Origin of the sequence: Anditalea andensis (assembly GCF_000714815.1) — a bacterium.
GTDB lineage: Bacteria > Bacteroidota > Bacteroidia > Cytophagales > Cyclobacteriaceae > Anditalea > Anditalea andensis.
In genome coordinates this window covers 16,627-40,527 of sequence record NZ_JMIH01000026.1, presented here as the reverse complement: position 1 = coordinate 40,527, position 23,901 = coordinate 16,627, and the positions used below count along the sequence as shown (strand labels likewise).

General features: G+C 31.7%; 24 protein-coding genes. 23 read left to right on the top strand and 1 reads right to left on the bottom strand.

The features are described from left to right. Positions 1-2: 2 nt before the first annotated feature. The 23 genes from EL17_RS19110 to EL17_RS18995 all read left to right on the top strand — a co-directional run bounded on the left by EL17_RS19110 (position 3) and on the right by EL17_RS18995 (position 22,583). Positions 3-437: a hypothetical protein gene (locus EL17_RS19110; protein WP_035077992.1), complete on the top strand. Its 435-nt coding sequence runs from the start codon at positions 3-5 to the stop codon at positions 435-437. After that, complete coding sequence (locus tag EL17_RS19105) at positions 434-1,924, top strand: AAA family ATPase (protein ID WP_035077989.1); 1,491 nt, start codon at positions 434-436, stop codon at positions 1,922-1,924. The genes EL17_RS19110 and EL17_RS19105 overlap by 4 nt, the downstream gene beginning before the upstream one ends. A 3-nt stretch (positions 1,925-1,927) precedes the next feature. Next, positions 1,928-2,533: a retron system putative HNH endonuclease gene (locus EL17_RS19100; protein ID WP_035077986.1), complete on the top strand. Its 606-nt coding sequence runs from the start codon at positions 1,928-1,930 to the stop codon at positions 2,531-2,533. A 179-nt stretch (positions 2,534-2,712) separates the two neighbouring features. Continuing rightward, entirely contained in the window at positions 2,713-2,949 is a 237-nt protein-coding gene (locus EL17_RS19095) for a hypothetical protein (protein ID WP_164675163.1), read from the top strand. Positions 2,950-3,582: 633 nt separating this feature from the next. Continuing rightward, entirely contained in the window at positions 3,583-3,705 is a 123-nt protein-coding gene (locus tag EL17_RS24220) for a hypothetical protein (RefSeq protein WP_262482694.1), read from the top strand. A gap of 2 nt (positions 3,706-3,707) precedes the next feature. Then, a complete protein-coding gene (locus tag EL17_RS19090) occupies positions 3,708-4,379 on the top strand; it encodes a vWA domain-containing protein (protein ID WP_035077977.1) in 672 nt (223 codons plus the stop codon). Beyond that, positions 4,369-5,283: a protein phosphatase 2C domain-containing protein gene (locus EL17_RS19085; RefSeq protein WP_035077959.1), complete on the top strand. Its 915-nt coding sequence runs from the start codon at positions 4,369-4,371 to the stop codon at positions 5,281-5,283. The genes EL17_RS19090 and EL17_RS19085 overlap by 11 nt, the downstream gene beginning before the upstream one ends. Next, a complete protein-coding gene (locus EL17_RS19080; RefSeq protein ID WP_035077956.1) occupies positions 5,255-6,787 on the top strand; it encodes a protein kinase domain-containing protein in 1,533 nt (510 codons plus the stop codon). The genes EL17_RS19085 and EL17_RS19080 overlap by 29 nt, the downstream gene beginning before the upstream one ends. Continuing rightward, positions 6,756-8,576: a DUF4407 domain-containing protein gene (locus EL17_RS19075; RefSeq protein WP_035077953.1), complete on the top strand. Its 1,821-nt coding sequence runs from the start codon at positions 6,756-6,758 to the stop codon at positions 8,574-8,576. Before EL17_RS19080 ends, EL17_RS19075 begins: the two co-directional genes overlap by 32 nt. Then, complete coding sequence (locus EL17_RS24405; protein ID WP_035077950.1) at positions 8,576-8,755, top strand: DUF4236 domain-containing protein; 180 nt, start codon at positions 8,576-8,578, stop codon at positions 8,753-8,755. Before EL17_RS19075 ends, EL17_RS24405 begins: the two co-directional genes overlap by 1 nt. 2 nt (positions 8,756-8,757) lie before the next feature. Next, positions 8,758-8,892 carry a DUF6804 family protein gene (locus EL17_RS24215; RefSeq protein ID WP_262482693.1) on the top strand — a complete coding sequence of 45 codons (135 nt, stop codon included), beginning with the start codon at positions 8,758-8,760 and terminating at the stop codon, positions 8,890-8,892. Positions 8,893-9,376: 484 nt separating this feature from the next. After that, positions 9,377-10,117: a DUF6438 domain-containing protein gene (locus EL17_RS19060; RefSeq protein WP_164675162.1), complete on the top strand. Its 741-nt coding sequence runs from the start codon at positions 9,377-9,379 to the stop codon at positions 10,115-10,117. An 842-nt stretch (positions 10,118-10,959) separates the two neighbouring features. Then, positions 10,960-11,982 carry a hypothetical protein gene (locus EL17_RS19055; protein WP_035077945.1) on the top strand — a complete coding sequence of 341 codons (1,023 nt, stop codon included), beginning with the start codon at positions 10,960-10,962 and terminating at the stop codon, positions 11,980-11,982. Continuing rightward, on the top strand, positions 11,979-13,586 hold the full coding sequence (locus EL17_RS19050; protein WP_035077942.1) for a hypothetical protein: 1,608 nt from the start codon (positions 11,979-11,981) through the stop codon (positions 13,584-13,586). Before EL17_RS19055 ends, EL17_RS19050 begins: the two co-directional genes overlap by 4 nt. A 413-nt stretch (positions 13,587-13,999) precedes the next feature. Continuing rightward, the gene (locus tag EL17_RS19045; RefSeq protein WP_164675161.1) at positions 14,000-15,265 is read left to right on the top strand and encodes a DUF2971 domain-containing protein; all 1,266 of its coding nucleotides are present in this window, start codon (positions 14,000-14,002) and stop codon (positions 15,263-15,265) included. A 753-nt stretch (positions 15,266-16,018) separates the two neighbouring features. After that, the gene (locus EL17_RS19035) at positions 16,019-16,891 is read left to right on the top strand and encodes an SMODS domain-containing nucleotidyltransferase (RefSeq protein WP_035077931.1); all 873 of its coding nucleotides are present in this window, start codon (positions 16,019-16,021) and stop codon (positions 16,889-16,891) included. Continuing rightward, positions 16,869-17,447 (top strand): SLATT domain-containing protein, encoded by a 579-nt coding sequence (locus tag EL17_RS19030; RefSeq protein WP_035077929.1) that lies wholly within the window; start codon positions 16,869-16,871, stop codon positions 17,445-17,447. Before EL17_RS19035 ends, EL17_RS19030 begins: the two co-directional genes overlap by 23 nt. A gap of 185 nt (positions 17,448-17,632) precedes the next feature. After that, positions 17,633-18,193 carry a hypothetical protein gene (locus EL17_RS19025; protein ID WP_035077926.1) on the top strand — a complete coding sequence of 187 codons (561 nt, stop codon included), beginning with the start codon at positions 17,633-17,635 and terminating at the stop codon, positions 18,191-18,193. Next, positions 18,183-19,139: a Kiwa anti-phage protein KwaB-like domain-containing protein gene (locus EL17_RS19020; RefSeq protein ID WP_035077924.1), complete on the top strand. Its 957-nt coding sequence runs from the start codon at positions 18,183-18,185 to the stop codon at positions 19,137-19,139. Before EL17_RS19025 ends, EL17_RS19020 begins: the two co-directional genes overlap by 11 nt. A gap of 183 nt (positions 19,140-19,322) precedes the next feature. Further along, positions 19,323-19,928, top strand: a complete 606-nt coding sequence (locus tag EL17_RS19015; protein ID WP_035077921.1) for a hypothetical protein — start codon at positions 19,323-19,325, stop codon at positions 19,926-19,928. Between the two features lie 144 nt (positions 19,929-20,072). After that, entirely contained in the window at positions 20,073-20,897 is an 825-nt protein-coding gene (locus EL17_RS22835) for a hypothetical protein (protein WP_051720196.1), read from the top strand. A 665-nt stretch (positions 20,898-21,562) separates the two neighbouring features. After that, positions 21,563-21,802 (top strand): hypothetical protein, encoded by a 240-nt coding sequence (locus EL17_RS19000; RefSeq protein ID WP_035077915.1) that lies wholly within the window; start codon positions 21,563-21,565, stop codon positions 21,800-21,802. Positions 21,803-22,013: 211 nt separating this feature from the next. Continuing rightward, entirely contained in the window at positions 22,014-22,583 is a 570-nt protein-coding gene (locus EL17_RS18995; RefSeq protein WP_035077914.1) for a hypothetical protein, read from the top strand. A gap of 249 nt (positions 22,584-22,832) precedes the next feature. Here EL17_RS18995 and EL17_RS18990 read toward each other — a convergent pair whose 3' ends face one another. Further along, on the bottom strand, positions 22,833-23,579 hold the full coding sequence (locus EL17_RS18990) for a hypothetical protein (RefSeq protein ID WP_035077911.1): 747 nt from the start codon (positions 23,577-23,579) through the stop codon (positions 22,833-22,835). Positions 23,580-23,901: the final 322 nt, after the last annotated feature.

Below are 23,901 nucleotides of genomic sequence, written 5' to 3'. Positions count from 1 at the left end.
GCATGAATAAATCAGTAATTGCCATATACGGACAAGCAGGACGGGGTAAATCCGCAACGATAAGAGAGGTAGCTAACCAGCTAATGAATGCCTTCCCTAATCATTTGCTCCAAATTATTAATGATGGTGGAGACATTACCTACATCATTGAAATTAATGGAGTCAAAATAGGAATTGAAAGCCAAGGTGATCCTAATAGTCGTCAGCCCAGAAGTTTGGCCGACTTTGTAGCTGTACGTTGTGATATTATCATATGTGCTTGCCGTACTTCTGGTATGACTAGGGATGCTGTAGCAGACCTATACCGCAATCACCAATATGAGATTATCTGGACAACCAATCACCATTCATGGCAAAAGAATCAAGATCAGCTCCATCTGATTTCAGCAAGTGAAATTCTGGAATTAATCAAACTAATCATGAATGGACAGTTATGAGAATACATCACTTACATATCAAGGAATTTAAATCATTAAAGGACTTTATTATTAAGTTTAATGAGCCTGTTTCACTTTTTATAGGCAAGAATGGTTCGGGTAAATCTACACTCTTGGAAGCCATTGCTTGGATATTTCGCTCGGCTCACCTCACTTATGTTGAGGAAAAACAGGAAAACACACCATTTGATTTTGAAATCACCTATGAACTTAGAATTGAAAAAGTACTATCAGAATCCAGCACTTTCAGTGAAACAGCTACCGACTACATTGGTGTTACCTTAAAAGGCGATAGAAAAAACAAAAAATTCTGGTCTATCGATACAGATAATAACGCCTATAGTATTGATGATCTCATTAAAAGACATACGATAGAAAAGCTGTTACCATCAAACTTGGTAATTTACTATGCAGGATGGTTTGAATCAATGGAATTTATCTGCAGCGAACACGAAAAGATTTATAAAGAAAGACTACTTGAAGCAAAATCCGATTCAGATATTACTACCTCTTCTGAGGATTTATATTCAAGAATTGGAGCTTTACCGTTGATGTACATCGAAAAGCATCATTTCGAAATCTTACTGGCTTCGCTTTATGCATTTGAGTTCAATGACCGTGTAGATCGTTTTTTTGCTGAAGATCTCAAAATCACTAAGCCTGATAAAAACCCGCTAGCCTTGTTTGTCAAAAAGAGACAATGGAAATCAGGGGTTGGTGGGGATGAATTTTGGGGAGCTAAAGGACTTCTGAGAGGCTTTCTTGATGTAGTGAGAAGATTTGCATACAATGAGACCGCAAACTACATGGATGAAGATCAAATTTTATTCAATTTCCATATCCATGACTGGTACGCATTAAGAGAATTTTATGGAGAAGAAAAAAAGTTGTTTTACCTGCTTCATATGCTTAATGCATCAGAAATGCTTGGAGGAATACAAATCTTCATGGATTTGCCAGAAATTGCAATTTCCCACCATGATTTAAGCGAGGGCCAGCAACAACTTATTACCATTAAAGCTATCAATGAACTCCTTGTAGACGAAAACTCTCTTTTACTTCTTGATGAACCAGATACTTATCTGCATCCACAGTGGCAAAGTAGTTTTCTGAAAGGAATTTATGAGGTAATTGATTTGTACAAAGCTTTATCGGTTCCACCTCCCCAATTTATTATAGCATCTCATTCAACAATAATGCTATCCAATCTTTCAAGTGGAGACTTATTCAAAATGAGCGAAGGACATGCAGTTCCAATAGACAAAGGATACTACGGTCGTGAGTATGGATTTAATCTTTCTGCCATTATGGGAGGCAATGAGAGAGTTCCAGAAGTACAGGAAGAAATTGATGCATTATTTGAACTCATAGATAGTGAGCAGTTCGAAAAAGCCATTAAAGTACTGGAAGAGTTAAAGCAAAAGCATACAGATGATCCAGAATTGACCCGTGCAGAAACAATGTTGGCTTTTTTAAAAGGTGAATGAGTGATGAAGTTTATTGTCAAAGGAAATGAGCCACCGGAATGGAAAGCTTATAAAGAAACGCAAGGGGTTGATTTTGACGCAATCCCAGCATTGAAGGAAGCACTGTTAAATGAACAAGGATATTTATGCTGCTATTGTATGAACGGAATCAAAGAAGATAACATGAAGGTAGAGCACTATAAGCCAAGAAGTATTTACCCTGCTTTAAAAATGGAATACACCAATCTATTTGCAGCTTGCAAAGGTGATTTTTGTACGGATAAACATTGTGATACCAAAAAGGAAAACACTGAATTGAGCATTCACCCTGCTGACCCAAAGAATAATTGTGAAAGAATTATTGGCTATAGTTCCAAAGGTCTATTAACTTATCCTGACCGATACAAAACAGATATAGAAGAAACTCTCAACCTCAACAATTCAGTTCTTGTTTCAAACAGGAGTGCAGCACTACATGGAGCATTAATTGCTTTGAAAAAGAAAGGTTTTAAAAAGGCAGACATTCAAAAATTAATTATCCAATACAGGGAAAAAGGCTCTGATGGTAAATTTTATCCCTATTGTAATACTGTTCTATGGTTATTGAATAAAAAATTAAGTGCGAATTAGAATACCAACCTTTCGCATCCATACACATTGGCAAGTCGCTCAACACCTACCAGCAAACCAAAACTTGCTAAATAGTATGGCTGCTCCCACGCACGGACGAAAAGAAAGCACAGGTATACAGTCGAGGTACTGTCTTAAATAGCAATTAATTTCTCTATCTTTATCTTAAATTTGTGATAGTGAAAATTAGCGATTCGTTGCACGGAAGTTTATTTACTGTAGGACTGGTTTTTGATTTTTTTGGTGGATCCTGCGGATCCAAGCGAAAAGAGGGGCTTAGGCTGATCATTATCGATGTCTTAAACAGAAGTGACCGGGCCACTCTTTACCGGGATGCTGATCCAACCATTCTGGAAATTAATAAATCAGGGTTTGTTACCGGAGGTCATTGGGTCATTTTGCGAGAAGATTATTAGCCTATTCTTCATAACCTCAAGCAAAACGATTTAATCTCCTCTCCCCTTCCTTCATGGGAAATGCAAACTTACACCTATTGACATTTAGTTAGATACGCATTATATTTAGGTATGAATTTGAAAATTGTTTAGCACCCGGTTAGTAAAAAGCCTCTGAGGGATTGGGGGCTTTTTTTTTATTCATAAGGGTATTTAGAAATATTTTTTACGGTTTCTAAAAAAAATTACTCCTACTTCCCTATTACACTCTAAAGAAAGTGATCTTCAACTAGCTTTAATTGTATTACATAATATCATAGGAAATATACCTAGAATAGGGTATTGTTTGAAGGTTGGAAAATGGTTTAATTGGGGGAAGATGGAAATGGATATTGCTAAAAAATATTTTTTGTAGTTATCCAAATTTTGATTTCTGGTTGAGATCTATCCAGTAATTATAATATAGTTTTATTGCCATTAAACAATCCTAGATTGTCTAATGAATTAAATATTAGCATCATTAAACCCTGATAGATTCCCCCCATTTCTCAGACTTATGCCCCGAAATTTGGGTGCATTGGCCTGAAAAAGTCAGGGGTATAAACAAATTACCTGCAAGCCTAAAGAATGAACCGAGTAAAAATGAACGACAGAATGAAACAGAAAATAATGACAGAAAAAGTGAACATTCAGACAGCCGACCCAAAAGCCAACACTTCTGTATTTTTATTTTTTGCCAACGCACATAAAACAGTAAATTCACTTATAAATCAATAAATATGACACAAATCGAAGACATTGGTGAAGTAACCGAAAGCAGAACTTTCCATCAACTTGGAATTTTAGTTCTTGATGGGAGCGGCTCTATGCAAGCAATTGGAGACGGTAACATTTCTTTGGCTGACAGTGTAAACAGAGCGGTCAGAGAATTTCTAGGCTATTTTAAAAATAGTTCTATATCAAACAACTTTTCCTTCGCTGTAATAACTTTTGACAACAATGCAAAGGTGCATACGCCAATTACAGAACTGCCAAAAGTCGATGATTTTGGCGACTACAACCCTATGAATGGACACGGAGGTGGAACTTTTATTGGTGGAGCATTAGCAGAAGCAGAGAAGTTGGCAAGTCAATTTCTTAAGAGTCCAGAGGCTTCAAGCGTTCCACACGATGTGAGAATAATTATAATGTCTGACGGACTTTGCCAAGCCCCTGATGTAACAAAAGAAGTTGCTACGAACCTAAAACAAAATGACAAAATAATGATATGCAGTTCTTTGTTCACACAACCAGCAAAAGCAGGTGAAAAAGAAACAAGCGAGGCAAAAACAGTTCTTGCATATATTGCAAGTGCAGCAAATCTTTACAAAACGACATACAAAGAAACAGACCTCAGACAGTTTTTTATTTCTTCTATGTCCGCAAAACGAAAATTTGGTAATGAAGGATAAAGATGAGTTATATCAAAATTCAGTAATTGCCACAGCGACTACCACAAATAAGTCTGAAAATCAGGATTCTAAAGGAGAATTTGAGTCCGAAAACTTTAATGCAATGTTTATTGCAGACGGCTTAGGCTCTTTCAAATATGCAAAACAATCTTCTGAAAGGGTTATTGATTTTTTCAAAACACTAGCAAGTGATTTAAAAGACAGCGCAGGAAAAAATCCCAAACCCAAGTTTATTGAAGCGTTTAAACAAGCAAAAGAAAAACTAATTGATTTTGCAAACGAAAACTTAAACGAAGATGATAAAAACGAGAAAAACTTATTCGGAACAACTGCAATAACTGTATTTGAAACAGACGAAAAAATAGTAGTCGCTTATGTTGGGAATGGAGCTATTTGGCACATTCGTGGAAATTTCAACGAATTTCCAGAAGCATATTTGTTTCCGTGGAATGCTTTGAACTATCTAAATCCGCATACAATACCCGAAAATGGGAAAGAGGCACTATATCGTCTAATTTCTAATAGTAATGATTTTTCCGAATGCGTTCCTACAATTTTTGAAATAGCAAAAGATAAAAGCGTAGGTGACATTTTTATGATTTGTACAGACGGGATTTATTCTGCCGACCAACTTAAAGCAGGAAAAAATGATAAAGGAATTTGGGTACGTTACGAACCAACAATGTTGAAATTCTTTGAATACCTGAAACATTTTTTCAAAAACAATAAGCTATACAACAATGAAAGCATTGAGCAAATAATAAATCTGTATTTGGAAGAACTAAAACCAGTTTTTGACGATGATGCAACAATTGGCATCTTGGCAACAAAGGAAGCATTGAATTATCAAAACCAAATTAATTGGCTTAGAAAAGATGAAAGTAATTCAGGTAATACAATCTAAAACATCAGAATTAAATCCTGAATTTAATTCCGTTAAATTAATTGAGATTGATGATATTCCATTTGATAGCGGAGCTTTTGGCGAAGTCTATTTTTGCAATTCATTAAATGGAACAAGTATTCCAACAAAGCAGGTTTTAAAAATTTTTATTGATGACGGTTCAGGAAGTGCAAAAAGAGGTTACGACACCATTGTTAAACTTCAAGAACAGATTATCAGCCATAACAACTATTTAAAACAAAAAAATGAAAAATCAATTCAACAAGTAAATGCTCTGGGTGCATTGCCACAATTCAGTTATGAAGGAGTGTTGAACGGTAAAAAGGTTTTAGGCTATTCTGCTAATCTCCTTTTACAAGAGGACTGGATGTTATTCGGACAAATCTTTAATGAAGAAGATTTAGACAAAAGGAAACAGCTAAGGAACAACTTTTACAATATGCCAGTTGACCATAGGGTAAAAATGGCTTACGATTTAGTTGAGGCATTTTCTCATTTGGAACAAATGAAATTCATTTATGCAGACCTAAATCCTAAAAACTTTTTTGTAAACGAAAAGGACGGAAAGCTTTGCTTAATTGACTATGAGGGCGGAGCAATTAATGACAATCCTGAAACTTACGGAAAGCCAGGCGAATGGCTTGCCCCCGAAATACAGAAACAATTACTTAACAGTAATTCTCCTGTTATTAAAGTAGATTTAAATACCGACACTTGGGCGGTTGCTATTGCTATTCATTTTATGCTTTTCCCTTTCCACCCTCTTTTCTTTTTAAAAGTGAGAGGCGAAAAAGAAATGGTTGATTATTTTAAGAAACATAAGTGGTCTGATATTGACAAAAACAATCCGAATTTCAGAACAGAACATACTGGAACTTATGATTGGTATATTGACAAACTGAATACTCAAATTAATCCTGCATTATTCAAAGCATTTAAAGACACAATAAACAACGGCTATAATAATCGCAGTATGCGATTAAGTTATAGACAATGGATTAATGTTTTAGGAGGTGTAATGCTTCCGCCAACTATTAAAAGTTTCGTTTCTGATAGAGCAGCGGTAATAAATGGAGCTCCAGTTACATTGAAATGGAAAGTCGAAAATGCCCATACAATAATTATTGACAATCAAGTTGGTGATGTTACAGGTAAAACTGAAATTAAAGTAATCCCTGTTAAAGATGTTATATACACATTAAAAGCAACAGGATATTTTGGTGAAGTAGAGGCAGATGTAGATATTAAGCTATTTCCTACCCCCGTTTTAGAATGTCTAAAAATACCAATGCCCGAATTTACGAGCAGAGTTAATTTGAATCCTATACAAATCAGTTCGCCAAAAATTGACGTTTCAATCAATTTTGAATCATTAATAAGTCCTAGACCAATTTTTACGGAAAAAAGTAATGAATTGAGAACATTGAAACCACAGCATAAACCCAAAAATGAATTAAATCTTTCGAGTATATATGAAAGCATTAGGAGAAAAATATCAACATAATAATATGAGAAAGCCAAGCGGTTTGCAGAACTTCTTTATACTATGTTCTGGAGCAGACAAAGAAATAATAATCGATTGTCCTACAGAATGGAACAAATTTGCTGGAATTGGTGCTACCATTTTTTTAACGGCTTGCCTCGCTTTGTTAAGTGGTGCGTATGCTATGCATTTTGTTTTTGAGAACGCAATTGTATCTATACTTTTTGGTGTGTTTTGGGCGATAGTAATATTTAACCTTGATAGATATATTGTTTTAAGTCTTCGGAAAGAGAAAATACCAACTCAAACAGACATAAAAAGAGAAACCAATCCAAATAAGAAAAACGAACTTATATCGGAAAGAAGCAGATTGTTTTGGAATCAAGTTTATATGGCTTCACCACGTTTTATTATTGCCTTAATTATAGCTTTGACTGTTTCAAAACCAATAGAATTAAGACTTTTCCAAAACAGAATTGACAAAGAACTTGAAAACACTGTTAAAACAGAAGATTCGAATTTTGATATTGAAGAAACCAAAAGAATCGAAGATTTAAACAATCAGTTATCTGGCATCAATAAACAAGAAGAAGAAGATAAATCTGCAATTTTCTCCAATAACCCTATATATCAGGATGCAAAAATAAAAATTCCAAAACTTGAAAACGATATTAAAACGAAAGAGCAGACAATTACGGCAAACACAAAGATAATTGATGCAAATAGATACAAGGAAACTAGATATAAAACTAAGGTTGACCAAATAACCAATGAAACTGAAAAGATACCCTATACTGTTTGGTTACCCAATGCAACGGCAGTCGCAAAATCCAATGAAAACAAAGCTCTTGTAGCAGAAATCCAGAAACTAAATACAGAATTATCGGAACAGAAGGGAAAACAAAGCACCGCTGAAATCCAATTAAGTCAATCGGCAATTTCTGTTTCTACAAAGTATGAATCAGCAAAAAATAATATAACTCAACAAATTGAAAATTTGAACAAAACCTATTTACAGCGTAAGTCTGACTGGGTAAATGCAAATAAAAGAAGTTCTGATTTACCTGCTCGTCTTGAAGCATTAGGTAGTATCTCATCATTTGGAAATTCGATTTGGTGGGCAAGTTTGGTAATAACTCTTTTATTCATAGTCCTAGAAACTGCTCCTGTCGTTATTAAACTTTTAACAAAGCGGGGTCCCTATGATGAAAAACTTGATGCTATTGAATATCAAATTTACATTGATGAAAGTAAAAAGGTTGATATGCTCAATCGTGAAATAAATGAGTATATGCGTCTTGCAAATGATGCAGCAAAACTAAATGGTTCTATCAGACTGGATGCGGAGAAAGATAAATTGGAAGTAGAACTTCGTAACAATAAAGAACTTCTTAATAAACTTGCGGATTACCAAAGAGACCTTGCAAACATTTATGCTGATGCTTGGTATCAGGAAGAAAAAGCAAAAGCATTGATTCAAGCAAAAGGAATGTATAATCAAGCAAACCCAATACCCACAAATACTGTTATCGACCAACCTAAAATTGAAGAATCATTTTGGAAACAAAATGGCTCACCTGATAAAATTGAATATTTTTTCAGAAATGGCTCTTTGACAGATAATGAATTACTTTATTTTGAAAACGACCAGATGAACAAGGGGAAATGGAACTATAATTCATTGAAAGATGAAGTTGAAATAGATTTACTTGGGAATAAAGTCAACTATTCAATTTCAGAATTAACTAAAGACAAATTGAAATTAACAGATAAATTAAACAATTGCATTTTAGAATTTGAAAAAGTATAATGGCTTGGCGTTTTAGAAAATCAAAGAATATTGGCCCTTTCAGAGCCACTGTTTCAAAAAAAGGTGTTGGAACAAGTTTTGGAGTTTTGGGCTTTCGTTTTGGAGTAAGTCCAGCCGGTAGAAAGTATTGGAGTTTTGGCATACCAGAAACAGGATTGTATTACATAAAATACTATTGAGTATGGATAAAACTTTAAAAATTATCTTAGCGATTTTATTCTTTCTCTGTTTGGCGGATATGCCTTACGGATTTTATCAGTTTGTACGGTTTGCAGGACTAATTGGATTTGCAATTTTAGCTTATCAGGCAAACTAATAAGGCAGACAGACAGAAATAATAATTTACGGTGAACTTGTTTTGCTATTGACCAGGGTGTTGTCATTTTACCAGGGGTTGAACACCTACGAGGTTATGGAAGATATATTCGGAACCGAAATGTTAAAGTCCCCCTGCTGCAAAACCGGTAAGATGTGTTTGCCCTGCCCGAGGCCAAAGATAACGGTCCCTAAATTGAAAAAGCAGCATTGAAGTTCTTTGAAAAGTAGTCAGAAAAATAAAGCAGAAGTTCTGTTAAAGGCATAGGTATGACCATTCCCAAACCAAAATTCCATGTAAATAAATGTAACTTGTTCAAAATTCATTATTTCATCCAAAAAGAATCGAAACTGTCCTAAACAAAAAAGATGAATACCCATAGGCATGACCCGGCTTAGTCCGACTAAGTTTTAACCGCAATCTTGAAATGTTAATTAAAATAGTTATTTTATTTTTTCTAGATTGCTTCTAAAACACTTTACGTTTGGCCAATAAAACAATGAAATACCTAGCATTGATTTTTATAATCTTCATCCACTGTTCCCAAAAAAAGGAAAATGGATTACCAATATCAATAGAAGGAGAATGGATCCCAGTATTTGAGGATATTGGGTTTATATATGATTGGTCGGGTCTTAAATTTGAAAATGATAGTGCCTATAAAATTGATGATCGGTGGGGTCTTTTAATGGGGCCATATTCAATCAGTGAAGATAAGTTGTTAATAAAAGAATTAAAGGGAAAGTCAGAATACACAATCCTTAATCTTACCGAAGACAGTTTAATAATTAAAAAAAATGGAGATGTAAATCATTATTATTCAAGAAAATTAGAATTCGATAAAGATCTTAATTTTAATACAATCTCAATCTCAGCGCACAGGTGTTTTGATTTATGTTGGGAATTTGATTATGTATTGGATAGCGATGGCTTAGAGGTTTTTAATGGCAAGTATAATACCCAAACGCTTGGAATAAAAAAAGGAAAGTTGAATGATAAGTTGGTTAAGGAAATAGACAGTCTGTTTAAAAGGTCTAATATAAATCAACTTGACCCTGATTGGGTAGCTATTCCTGACGTAGATGGCTGGTTAATAAATTTTGATATTAATTACAATGAAAACGAATCCATAAACTTTTCAACAACGGATTTTAATATTCCCTATAGAATTAAGCCAATATTTCAACGAATAAAGGTGTATCTTAATGAGGAAGGATTAATGTAAATCTGCCGCTGATTGAAGTACTGTCTTAAATAGCAAGTAATTTCTTTAAATTTTCTTAAATATGTGATAGCTAAATGCGGTGATTCGTTGCACAGAAATTCATCTACTGTAGGACTGGTTTTTTGATTTTTTTTGGTGGATCCTGCGAATCTAAACGAAAAGAGGGGCTAAGGCTCATCATTTCTCATATTTAAACTGGAAATCAAGATTAATGTATAGGACTTTAAGTGGCATAACCTAATAAAATAATTAGGTAAAAAATCAGACATTATTCCGGAGGTCATGGGACCATGCTTATATAAATCTATTAGCCAAATCTTCATAACCTCAAGCAAAGTACGATTTGATCTCCTCTCACCTTCCTTCACGGGAAATGAAAAATTTATGCTATTGCCTTTCAAATAGATACGTATTACATTTAGGTATGAAGTTTAAAGTTGTTTAGCACCTAGTTAGTAAAAAGCCACTGAGGGATTGGGGGCTTTTTGCTATTATATAATGGGTATTTAAAAATATTATTAGGGTTTCTGAAAATAATCGCCCCTACTCCCCTATTACGATCTATAGAAAGTGATCTTCAACTAGGGTTATTTGTATTACATAATATTATAGAAAATATACCTAGATTAGGGTATTGTTTAAGGGTGGGAAAATGGTTTTATTGGGGAGGGATGGAAATTGATATCTAGGATATTCATAATTTAATTATTTAAACCCGGGAGCCTTCCATCCAAAGGACAACTCCATTCATCATCCGGTTAACCACAGACAAGGAGTCACCGACCATATCCGGGGCTAACCGGTGTACGTTATCGGCAATTAATAAAAACTCACTTCAATAAATGAGCTACACTTTTAGGAATACAGAAATTAACAATGAAAAGGCATCAGTATTTGAGACTAAATCATTATTGTATCTTATCGGAAAAAGTGATTGCAAAAAAGAAATTGAATATATAACTTTTGATTGTTTTAATGACGTAAGTGGAATTGATAAGAGTGGCAATAATATTTGGGATATTCAATCGAAAAATGAAGCTAACCTTAATCCAAAAAAAATTGGAAAATATTTTTTTACTTTATTTGACAATTCATTATCAAAGTTTAGATTCAAAGAATACATGTTTTTTTGTCAAGAATTAAAAGATGAGTATAAAACTGATAATTCACTAAAGTTATATCATTGCTCAAATTTTGAGGCTAAGACTTTTGGTAGGATAAAAGCTGGGTTAGTTGAAGAAGTAAAACGAGTTAAAGGAGATTCAATTGACTATTCTTCAGAAATTGATACATTTCTAAGCAAAGTTGTAATTGTTGAAGATGAAACAACAGAACAAGAATACCTAAAACTTATAATTAAATTTAAAAATAAGGCTTTAAAAACCGATGACTTCTATCTTAATATTTTTAAAGAACTACGAGATATTCAATCAGTAAAGAAAAACTCACTAATTGAAAATCAAACGATCTCGAATATTTTAGATGTTATTAGTTATAATAGACACTTAAAAATTCTTGACATTGATACTTTTCTTATTTGCAGGATAATAGGTGTTGAAATTTTTTCCCATAAAAGTATTCCGATATACTTTTCAGTTTTTACAAATACACTTCCTATTGAAGACGCGATAGACTCAATTCAAGAATGTAATTCTAACTTGTCTAGGTGTTTATTTAACAAAGCTAGCAATAAGGAATTTTGGAAAATTTGTGAAACAATTCTTGTTCATTTTGAAACTAACTTTGAGACTAATGTCGAAAACGTTTATAAAACCAAATTCGGTTCCTACTCTATCAAATACAGCTATCTCAACGAGGTCACAATAAAATATTTAATTGCATTAATAATAGAAGGTTCCAAATGATTATTAAAAAAGTTGCAATAGGAAATCAGTATGAGGCTTTCATTGAAGATAGACTTCAGAATAGAACAAATATAATTTTTAGTGATGACAACAATAAAGGAAAAACAATACTTATGCAAAGTATTGTTTTTTCCATAGGTTATGACTCTATATGGCCTGTAGGTTTTGAACCCAAAAACTATTATTTCTATAGTAAAATATCATTTAATGAGATAGATTACGAATTTTTAAGGCATAGGAACTCGTTGTTAATATTAGGGAATAATCAAACCTATATTTTCAATAGTATCTCAGAATTCAAATACTTTATTTCAAAAGAACTTATTGAAATTCCCAAAATTCCGAAAGATGGCCAACTAAAAATATCTGATTTAAGCCTTTTTTACGAATTATTCTTTTTGGGTCAGGATAAAAGGAATACATCAAACATTATTGTGAAAGCGAATCATAATAAAGTTGACTTCTTGAATATGCTATTTTCTTTGCAAGGTATCTCATCTATCCAGTTTGATGAAGGTTTAGATGTTGAAGAACTGAAAAAAAAGAAAGTAGAACTTGAAGAAAAAATAAAAATAGAACGAAAGAAAATTCAAATACTTAAAAAGAACCCTCAAATTGCTACATATGTCAGCAATTTAGCCAATAACGAAGACTTTGAGAAAACTAAAATTAAACTAAAGGATTTGCATAATTCTATTAGTGAGTTTAAAAAGCAAAGAAATAGAGAAGAAAATAGGAGAACAAAATTATTTTATTTACTAAGAGAGTTAAATTCTTTGAATAGAAACTTGAAAGAAGGAAAGGTAAAATGTGCAAATTGTAAAAGTTCTAATATTGTTTTTTCTAACGAGGATTTTGAATTTGACGTTAGTAATAAATTTATTAGGGACAATATTATTTCTTCAATTAAAGAAAATATTAAACTTAAGGATGAGATTATCGAGGAGTATAACAACCTTATCTCAAAAGAACAAACAGAAATAAATAAGGTGTTAGAAACACCTATCCCTGACTTTAGTAATTATGTGTTATTTGAATCCGAGATAAGAAATTCAACAGCTATTGATGATAGCGTTAGTAGGCTTATAAATGAACTAAACGAAGTCAATAATAAAATTAATCTTATCAATAACGGAATTGAGTTGAATAAAGAAAAACAAAGCGAATTTGAAGAAGGAATTGTTGCAGAATTAGCTCGTTTATATAAAGCCGTTGACTCAAATGGTACAATGACAATTAAAGGTTTATTTACTAAATCCAATGAAACATTTTCTGGAAGTGAAGAACAGGAATTTTACTTCTGTAAAATTGTGGCACTTAATAATATTCTTAAACATAACTTTCCAATTATAATTGACTCTTTTAGAGAAGGTGAGCTATCGACAACAAAGGAAGAAAAGATGATAGAAGAATTTGTTAAACTTAACAAGCAAGTTATCTTAACTTCTACTTTAAAAAGAGAAGAATATTCAGCAGATAAATATTCAGTTTTTACCAACGTTAATCCATTGGATTATTCTCAATTTCAAGATAGTAAACTTTTACAGCCAACCTATGTAGAAGAATTCAAAAAGGTAATTCAAAATTTTCCAATAACAATATAATGAATAACTGCCGATAACACTACATAAAAAAGAGCAGCGGGTTCAGTTGGATATTCTGGAGCATGCTGACCCCTCTTAACTGGAATGTTTTTCAGTAGAGAATGTGGCTATACGTGCCGTTTTAAACAACGGACATTCCGGAGGATATTGATGGATCGGAATATACAGAAATGGTGAAAGGAAAAATTAAGCAGGCAAAATGTTAAGGGGAAAGGTGTGTCCATTCCAATAAGAAGATATAACCACAAAATTAAAAATGACCCTGAAAACTACTATCTATAAAGAGAAACCTGAAAATTACTCAGGATGGAATATTAAATACCCATAGACTTGGCCCGGCTTAGTCCAACTATGTTTTAAACGCAATCTTGAAATGTCAATTACAATAGTTATTTTTTACAATAGTTATTTTTTTGGCTAGATTGCGTTTGAAACACTTTACGTATGCAATTGCAGCAAAAAAAGAAGAAGAGGCTAATGATAATTTAAATAGAATGGTTAAGAAAAAGAAGATATGGCAACGAAAATACATTAAAGAAGTTTTCGATTCTAGTTCAAATAAAAAAAAGTACTATGCAAAGATTGTACTTAAGAATCTGCATCTAATTGAAAAGAAAAATGAATACTTGCCGAAATATCTTTTTAAATATTATTCTCCTACATCTGACAATATTTTAGATTTTCAAAATCAAAAACTTTGGCTATCACATCCTACATTTTTTAATGATCCATTTGATTGCAATATTGGTTACGATAGTGAAAAGTATGAAAAGAATCGGTTCTTGAAATTTATTGAAGATTCTGGTTGTGTAGATAAAGATATAAGAAATGGATTTTCACTAGAGGATAAACAAAGGGTTCAAAGGTGTTACTTAGGAGAAACAAACTATTGGACAACAAAGTATGAGAGTTATTATGATGTGAAAAGGAAATTATTTGAATCAAAATCTAAAGAATTCAGAGATAAAGTTGATACATACTTGCGTGACCAATTGGCACAAATTGATTTAAAAATACAAAAATTAAAGAATATAAATATCCGTGTTGCATGTTTTTCAGAGTTAAACAAATATGAGGAATTTCACAATCAAATATTGATGTGGTCTCATTATGCCGATAATCATAAAGGCTTTTGCGTGGAATATGATTTAGAGCCTCTTAAAAATGAGATAGACTTTACATTGAAAGACTATGATTTTTACAATGACAAAGAAAAATATTTAGATGAAAGAAACATTGCAATTATTAAGGCTGGATTATTTCCTGTTGAGTACACATCAAATAGAGTAAATATTCCAGTTACTAAATTAAATCAGATTGAATTTGATGATAAAGGACGAGTAAATTATAATAGCAATATCGACGAATTGATATATAAAACAATTATTGTAAAATCATCAAATTGGAGTTATGAAAAAGAATGGAGAATAATAATAGATGAGAAAGTAAGCAATTATTATAACAATAAAATTCCATTTCCGTTTGCTAAGACAATATTTTTAGGTTGCAAAGCAAGCAATGAGCTAATTGAAACTATGATAAAGATTGGCAAAGAAATTAATGTAGAGGTTCTATTAATGAAAACTAACGGTAAGAAATTTGGTTTAGATTCAATTAGAACATGGAGTTATGATTTTGATAATGAACGTAGACAATGGAAAAATCCTTATGTCTTTTGATAAAATGTCTAAATCGGAAGTCACCGAGCCACTCTTTACGGTGATACTGGGCCAACCATTCCGGTAACCAATAAATCAGGATTTGTTTCCAGAGGTCATTGGGTCATTTTACGAGAAGGTTATTAACCTGTTCTTTATATCCTAAATATTGGAAGGTTTGGTCTACTCTCCTCTTCCTTGAAATATACCAGCTTTAAGTATTCATTTTTTGACAGATACCTATTAAATTTAGGTATGAGTTGAAAATTGTTTATCACCTATATAAATTAAGCCTCCGAGGAATCGGGGGCTTTTGTTTTAGTAATAAGGGTAAATTGAAATAATTTTTACGGTGTTCGAAAATAATTGCTATTACTCTTCTATTACGATCTATAGAAAGCGATCTTTAACTAATGTTATTTGTATTACATAACATTGTAGAAAATATACCTAGAATAGGGTATTGTTTAGGGGTGGGAAAATGGTTTTATTGGGAAAGGGATAGAATGGATATAGCTGAGATATTTTATATTAATATCCAAATTTTGGTGTGTGGTGAATATCTATCTAATAATTATCACCTAGAATATATGCCATTAAACAATTCTAGATTGATTAATAAATAAAATAGTAGCACCATTAAACCCTAATAAAAATTCCATTTATCAAGCTTATCATACCAAATGTAGGTGCTAAGCCTGATCAAATCAGGGGTATAAAAAAAATGTCGGTAATTTAAGTGACCACACCTAAACAGAAAAACAATAAACAAATATGAGTGTATCCAATTGGTTTGAAACCTTTAATCATAATTTAAGAATGTCGACACAAACAGTTGCTGACATTACTTATAGATACAAAAGGATAACTAAGCAACTTAATAAAGATTTCTATAATTCAGAGTCAGATACTTATCATAGTTTTTATGCAGGGTCTTATGGTCGTGGGACAGATATTTTAGTGAGTGATATTGATATGGTTTTTCAATTACCATATTCTGAATACGTTAAATACAACGCTTACTTTGGAAATGGGCAATCTTCATTGCTTCAAGCTGTGAAGACATCAATAGAAAAAACTTACAAATCAATAATGAAAGCTGACGGACAGGTAATTATCATCTCATTTACTGACGGAGTTATTTTTGAGATAGTTCCTGCATTTGTAAACACAGATGGTTCTTTTACATTCGCTGATACTAATAATGGTGGAAGTTGGAAAACTACAAACCCAAAACCTGAAATTGCTGAAATGACTACAAAAAACAAGCTTTGGAATAGAAATCTTAAGAGATTATGTAGAATGGCAAGGGCTTGGAAATATAAATGGGATGTTCCAATGGGTGGGTTGTTAATCGACACATTGGCATACAGCTTTATGACTGATTGCTCTTATAAAGACAAGTCATACCTGTATTACGATTTTATAAGTCGTGACTTTTTTAAGTTTTTATCTGAGCAGAACCTCGACCAAAATTATTGGCGAAGTCCAGGTGCAAGACAATATGTTTGGAGAAAAGGTAAATTTGAATATAAAGCCAAGCAATGTTACAATATAGCATTAGAAGCTATTGCCAAAGAAAAATATTATCCAATTACCGCGAAATCTAAATGGAGAGAAATATATGGAACAAAATTCCCAAGCTGAAAAATTAGCACAACTAGAAATACTTGAAGCACAAATAAGAGAGTGCTTTGGTCGTGTTGTCTATTCCCATAAGACACAGGAAAAATGTGCCGACATTATACTTACACTTCATAAGAAACTGAAATTATTTTTAATTATAATATCTGCAATTGTAACTACAAGCTTACTCATTAAACTTTTTGGAGACCACGAATGGGCATTAATGGTAGGTGTAATTTTATCAACTATTCTATTTGGTCTTAATACATATATGAAAGACTATGATTTAGGAGAAATATCACAAAAGCACACAAACGCAGCAAACGAACTATGGGATATTAGAGAGACTTATTTATCTCTTTTAACTGACATTAAAGCTAATCAACTATCTGTAAACCAAGTAATAATTCAACGTGATACCCTTCAAAAAAGACTTCATAATATATACAGCGGTTCACCACGGACAAATTATAGAGCATACAAACAAGCAAGTAAATCATTAAAAGAAAATGAAGAACTAACTTTTTCTGACAAAGAAATTGATGCGTTTCTGCCCAAAGAACTAAGGAAATTATGACATCTGAAAAAGAACAACGAACCGGCAGTCGAGGTACTGTCTTAAATAACAAGTAATTACTCTAAATTTTTACTTTTAATGAAAAGAAAGATACTTAAAGAGAACCTATATTTGAGAAGTTGATTTTACTTCTGATAGTCTGACAGAAAAATATGTGGTGTTTTAGACGATAATAATAACAAGTAATGAAGCCAAAGTTATTAACAGCAATTCTATTATTTATAAGTGCGTATTCGCCCCTATTTTTGATTTTGGCGGTGAAGGATTTTGATTTTTATATCAATTATAAATTCAATCACCCCTTAGGTATTTCGATTTTGCTTGGGCTATCGGTTTTAAGTGTGATTTTACTTTTTGTAACAATCAACACTATCAAGAGAGGTAATATGCCTGTCACGGTGAAGGCTGTAAAAAACCGCTCAGTCGATTTAATTAATTACACAATTCCTTACATTGTTTCATTTTTCGGATTTAATCTTGCCAAAGTTGAGGATATAATTTCACTTTCAATATTCCTGTTTTTACTTCTTTTACTCACCATAAAAAGCAAATCAGTTTTTATGAATCCCATTTTGCTTTTGGCTGGATATAATCTTTACGATTTGGAATATGAGTTTGACGGTAAACCTTCATCTACAATCGTAATTAGTAAATATGAAATGAAGACTGGTGAAAGGTTTTACATAAGAAGCCTAACTCGCTTCCTATACTTTGTAACTGAAAAAGAGACTACAGATGCCCAATAGACAAAGACAAACATTAAGACAATTAAAAGCCCTGGATTTGAGAGGCACTAATGTGACTTTAGCAGTCGTCAAAGAATACAAACGTGATAGAATATCTCAATATAAGGTTAAATATGTTCCGATAGATCAACGTCTGGAAAACAGGCTAAGGACTATTATTGTAAACCCTATTAAAAATTCTAATACAGTCGAGGAATACGCCTATGATTGTCCTGAACCAGAAGAAGACTTGGTTAGAGCTATAGATTATGAAGCAACCGATTTTTATCAAATTTTCAAACAATTAGAAGAACTCAACCCAGAAGAGGACATAATCGAAAACGTAGAGGAGCTTGTTAAATCCAAAGCCTACATGATAATTCTACGAAATGCAGAAGGAATTCAAGTGGTCGGTTTTAAAACTCTGCCAGAGAACTGGAGAATGAAGCGAAACAAGGGATTAATTCCTTTACTTTTCACTGAGAATCGTTTTGAAGATTTAGAGCAAGAAAATGTATTTAGTATTTCAAGCAAAGTTGATTTATACTATTTCAATGAATACCTTTTCATTCTTTCAAAAAAGGACTTTGAAAGGGGTTTAAACTTCCGTGATGGTATGATAAACAATGCTATAGAAATGTTCCAAGAAGTTACGGAGTTAAATATTTTCATAAACATGGAGATCCTTACGGAAAGGGTTGGGAATAACCAGAGGTATTTGAGAAAGATTGCCACTATTAGAAACTTAGGACATTACAGAAATTCAACTTATTTACAAAGACTGCATCAATTGAGCATTACAAAGCGATGGAACATTCAGTTTGAAGAGGAACAAATTGTAATTACGGACGAGACACTGGATGACATCTTAACCTTGCTACAAAACAAAAGACTTCATTCTGAATTGACAGAAGAAGATTTTGACGTAGATAGTACAAAACCAGTAAATTCTAATACACAACAATGACAAAAAAATACTTTATATAAAAATATAGAAAGGCTAATTAATTCCTTAAAATGAAACTTAAATGGGAAGAAACATTACAACTTATGAAATTAAAATCTCAAATAGTTAATACAATAAACTACTAATTAATTATTTTCATAAAAGAGGGGTTAATTTTTCAACTAGGTTTTAATAATTTAAACAATGAAAGAAATTAAATACTTAATTATTACTATTATTCCTATTGTGATTCTTCTGCTGGCATTTTACTTTTATGAAACAGAAGGTGTCAACTTTAGTATATCTATTAACATGGGAATGTTTCTCTTGACTTATATTACTGTTGTTTTTACTTATGAGTCACTTCAAAAGGCACGCAAGGAATCGTATCTTGAATCGAGACCCTATTTAATTGCTGATTTTGATAATGAGGAAGAAACCCTTTTTTTTTATGTACAAAATATAGGGAAAACTTCTGCATTGGATGTGAAAATTTCAATAAGTCCAGACCTCAACATATTTGATCAAATTTCTTTTAATAAGGAAGTATTTAAGGAAAAGATAAATTTTTTTCCTCCTGGGAAAACTATTAAAACTAATATAAACACTACATCAGAATTTCATCAAAAAAACGAAGCATTTACATTAACTTTAATATATAAAGATTCAGTAGGAAAAAAAATAAAAGAAGATATTTATATGAACCTAAAATATAGGAGACATTTACTTTATCAAAAAAGAAAAAAAATTGATGATGTAGTAAAAAGCCTTAATAAAATAGGTAAGGCTATAAATGATAATTCCATTTAAATCATATATCATAAAGATTTAAATTCTAGACCCCCCCGCCTAAGATTAGTCATGTTTTCCTCCTCTTGCAATATCATAATAAGATATTTTTAATTGATGGGAAGGACAAATAGAAAAATTCGTGAGCCATACGTATAAACATATATGAAGACACTAGAAACCAAGATTATTGATACTATTAAATTCGGCGAATATCTATTTTGGCAGATTATTAAATCAGAGGAAGATGTTAGTCTTAGGCATCTTGAAAATGATGTCGACTATAATCGTAGTATAGAAAATAATAAAGATCGTTTTTCAGAGTTGATAAATAGTTTAATGAAATTAATTATAGTATTTATTGAAAAGCAAATTTTACCATCTTATTTAGAAATGTTTAAAAATGAGATACTTAATAAACTTACGAATGAATATTTGTTTCAAATAAATTTTGAACCAGAGATGCATGAAACTAGTAAGTTAATCTGTGATATTAGAGTTTTTCTCTATCCATTTTCTCAGTTCGATTCTGTTTCCGATGATTTAAATTATAAAAAATTTGGATTTAGGTATTTAGAAAATATTTTAAATCAGACTGGTTATATTATTTCTCAATCAGAGAAATTTCCATTAAAAGAGACAGAAGTTTATAAGGCTGTAAAAACTGTAATTAAATCAACTTTTTTAAACTCACATGAAGCTGGTTCTAATTTTAGGAAAATAGGGAAAGAATACAAACCAGATATATTAGTTCCTGAATTAGAGGTGGCAATAGAATATAAATATGGAGATTCTGAACAAAAAATCATTAAATGTATTGAACAGATTATTATTGATGTTCAAGGATACCAAAAAGACGGTGCTTATAAGATGTTTTATGCTGTCTTTTATGTTAAAAATGACTTGATTGGAAAACTTCGATTTGAAGAAATATGGAAGGAATACAATTTCCCGAATAATTGGAAACCCATTTATTGTACAGGAAAATGAATTAGGAGAGTATTTCGGAACATGCTAGGTTCTTCGTGAGACTGTAACATTTCAAATGGAGTCAATTTATATCCTAAGAAAGAATTTAATCCTGTTTTACCAGAGATCTACTACAAATATTTCATCAGGTAAAACTAACAGATTAAACTAAAATTATAATAACATTTTTCTATACCTTCAACTCCCATAAGTTGATAGTTCTGTTCCTAGATCTTATAAATGGGTCAGAGGAAGAAATGTATTTTTGACAACTGAAGCTTATTTTAATAAAGTCTAATAATTGCATTTTATATGTATAGAACATTAAAAAAAAATATTGAATTATATTTAATTTATTCAATACAATTTGTGATAAAAATTTTATATTTTATTGGTACTTTAATTACGGGGATATTTATTTTAGCGTTAGCTCCATTCTCACTGGCTTTCCATTTTTTCGAGTTATTTTCATTAAATAAATTTCTGATAGAATTCGAATTAAACATTCCTCAAACAATTATTTTAATTATTACAATATATTGGGTAGTATTAATTACTAAATATGTTCTAAATATTTTTTTTACAATTTCAAATAAAAATTAAATATTGTTTAAAGATGAGTTTAAATGTATCCATCCGATTAAATCCATATTTCAGGTTTAATAAATAGTGGATAATGTTGCATTATGAAAAAGATTAGCAAGGAAGCGTATCAGAACCTGTTTTCAAGTGGCAGGAATCCAAGATCAGCAAATCTGAATTTGCTAGTAGAGAAATTCTATCGAAGAACGTGTTTTTTTTATGAGATAGAACTTATAGAAGGCATTTCCCACGCGGATCTGCCCGGATTCAATTTAGTGTTATTCGGGCAGGTATCCCCTTATACCATCAAACACCTGCTGAAATGCTTGCGCTGTTCAGCTTGACCAGTATGGCTAAGTCCAACTATGATTAAACACAATCTTGATAAGTCATTTTTATTAGTTATTACTTGGCAAGATTACATCTAAAACTGTTTACGTTTGTTGTAAACCATAATTAGGATCATTATTATATTAAAAATATGCTTAATAAAATAAGCCTATCATATACAAACTTTTAAATTATAGTAAATACTATCAATTAAATTACTAAAAAATGAATGATATATTTTCGAAGATTTGGATGATAATTCTTTTCCTTCTTCTTCTTGGCTTGCTTTTTTGGAGTATTTTTTACATTGACGATTTACAATTAAAAATCTCAGTACTTGGTATTGTTGCTGTTATTGTTGCAGCCTTTACGTCTGTTTTAACAGTAAGTATTAATAATAAAAAAGCAAGAGAACGAGAATATGAGTTACATATCTTAAAAGAAAAACAAAAAGTATTTGAACATTTCTATGATTCTTATTTCGAAATGCTTTTTAATATTAAAAAAGGTAAAAACGGTCTTTCCACAAAAGCGGAACAGGAAATGTTATTATTTAAAAAGGGGTTAATGAATTGGGGAAGTGATAGATTAATTCAAAAGTACATTGATTTTGATACTAAGTTAATAGAAAGCCAAGGAAATCAAGATAAATTTAATATGTTTAAAGATGGAGATAATTTTATTAAAGATTTAAGAAAAGAACTTGGTTTCAAAGATTCAAAGAAAGTAAATATCATGAGTATTATTTTAACGGCAGAAGCACGAAAGGAATTAAGAAATAATGATTTAATTTAATAAAGCCCGGCAGGTAGTCGAGGTACTGTCTTAAATAGCAAGTAATTTTTCTAAATTTTCTTAAATGTGTGATAGCGAAAAGCGGCGATTGGTTGCACGGATTTCATCTACTGTAGGACTGGTTTTTTAACTCTTTTGGTGGATCCTGCGGATCCAAGCGAAAAGAGGGGCTTAGACTCATCGTCACTGGAATTTCATGATGTTGATACAGATATCCATCATTCTACTAAAAGTATTTGTAAAATGCTCTTATTTTTGCTTGGTAAATGAATATGCCATTTTAATACCTAAGGATGGAAAAATTCTATTCATAAATAAAGCATTGTCGTCAACACTTATAGTTCTAATTGGTTCTGTGGAACCAGATAAAACTAGAGGCATATTCCTATCCCTAAATTGATTTTCAAAATAAGTTCTTGGGGTTCTAATTGGGGTCAATTCTACTGTTCCAAGAATTAAAAAATTTGAACTTCGATAACCTATACCAAATCCAACATCAATTGGAGATGATGAATTAAATTCATTGGAATAGCTCATTTGGAAAACATTTATTAATAAAGCGACAGCTAAATGTTTTCTTGCAACTTTATAATATTGGTCCCTCCTTCGTTTATCCAAAAAAGTTTTTACATCTTCTTCTTCGGGGATAGGGTTCCAAACTAGGCCTAGAGAAAATCTAGTAATGATTGGAAAAGTTTTATCAAATTGTATCGTATTGTCAATAGGTGAAACTGCAACGCTATAATGGTTACCAAACAAGTAGGAAGCTCCTGCTGCAGCAAAAAAATTAAATGGTCTTTCCCATTCTACATCGACCTTTTGTGAATTTATTTCTGTTAGGTTTTCTTTTCCCTCTTGTGAAAAGGATACGTTTTGGATAAACAAAAATAAAACCATAAGAAGCATTAATTTCTTTGTAATCGAATCAAAGCTATTTTTTAATAACCCGATGATAAACAATGCCCCTCTCCTATTCAATAATATCTTGTTGAACATAGAACATTCCTCTTTTTTATAAAAATTTTACTTACCAAAATTGATAAAAGTTTTGTTTAGAAGAAATACCCCTGTAGGGGTATTTTTAATAGTAAACCATACAAATAAATTTTTCTAACCGTACAACATACTTTTCATATATGATAATATTGTTACTATACACATCCTCCCACAATCCAATATAAATATTGATTGCATTTAACTTTTTTTATTTGATAAATCAATAAAAATATCATATTCAATTTTTATAACAGCAGAATATGAATTCAAGAATGGAAAAAAAGCCGGAAAGGGTAAGTTAGTTATAAAAAAACTTTGGCTT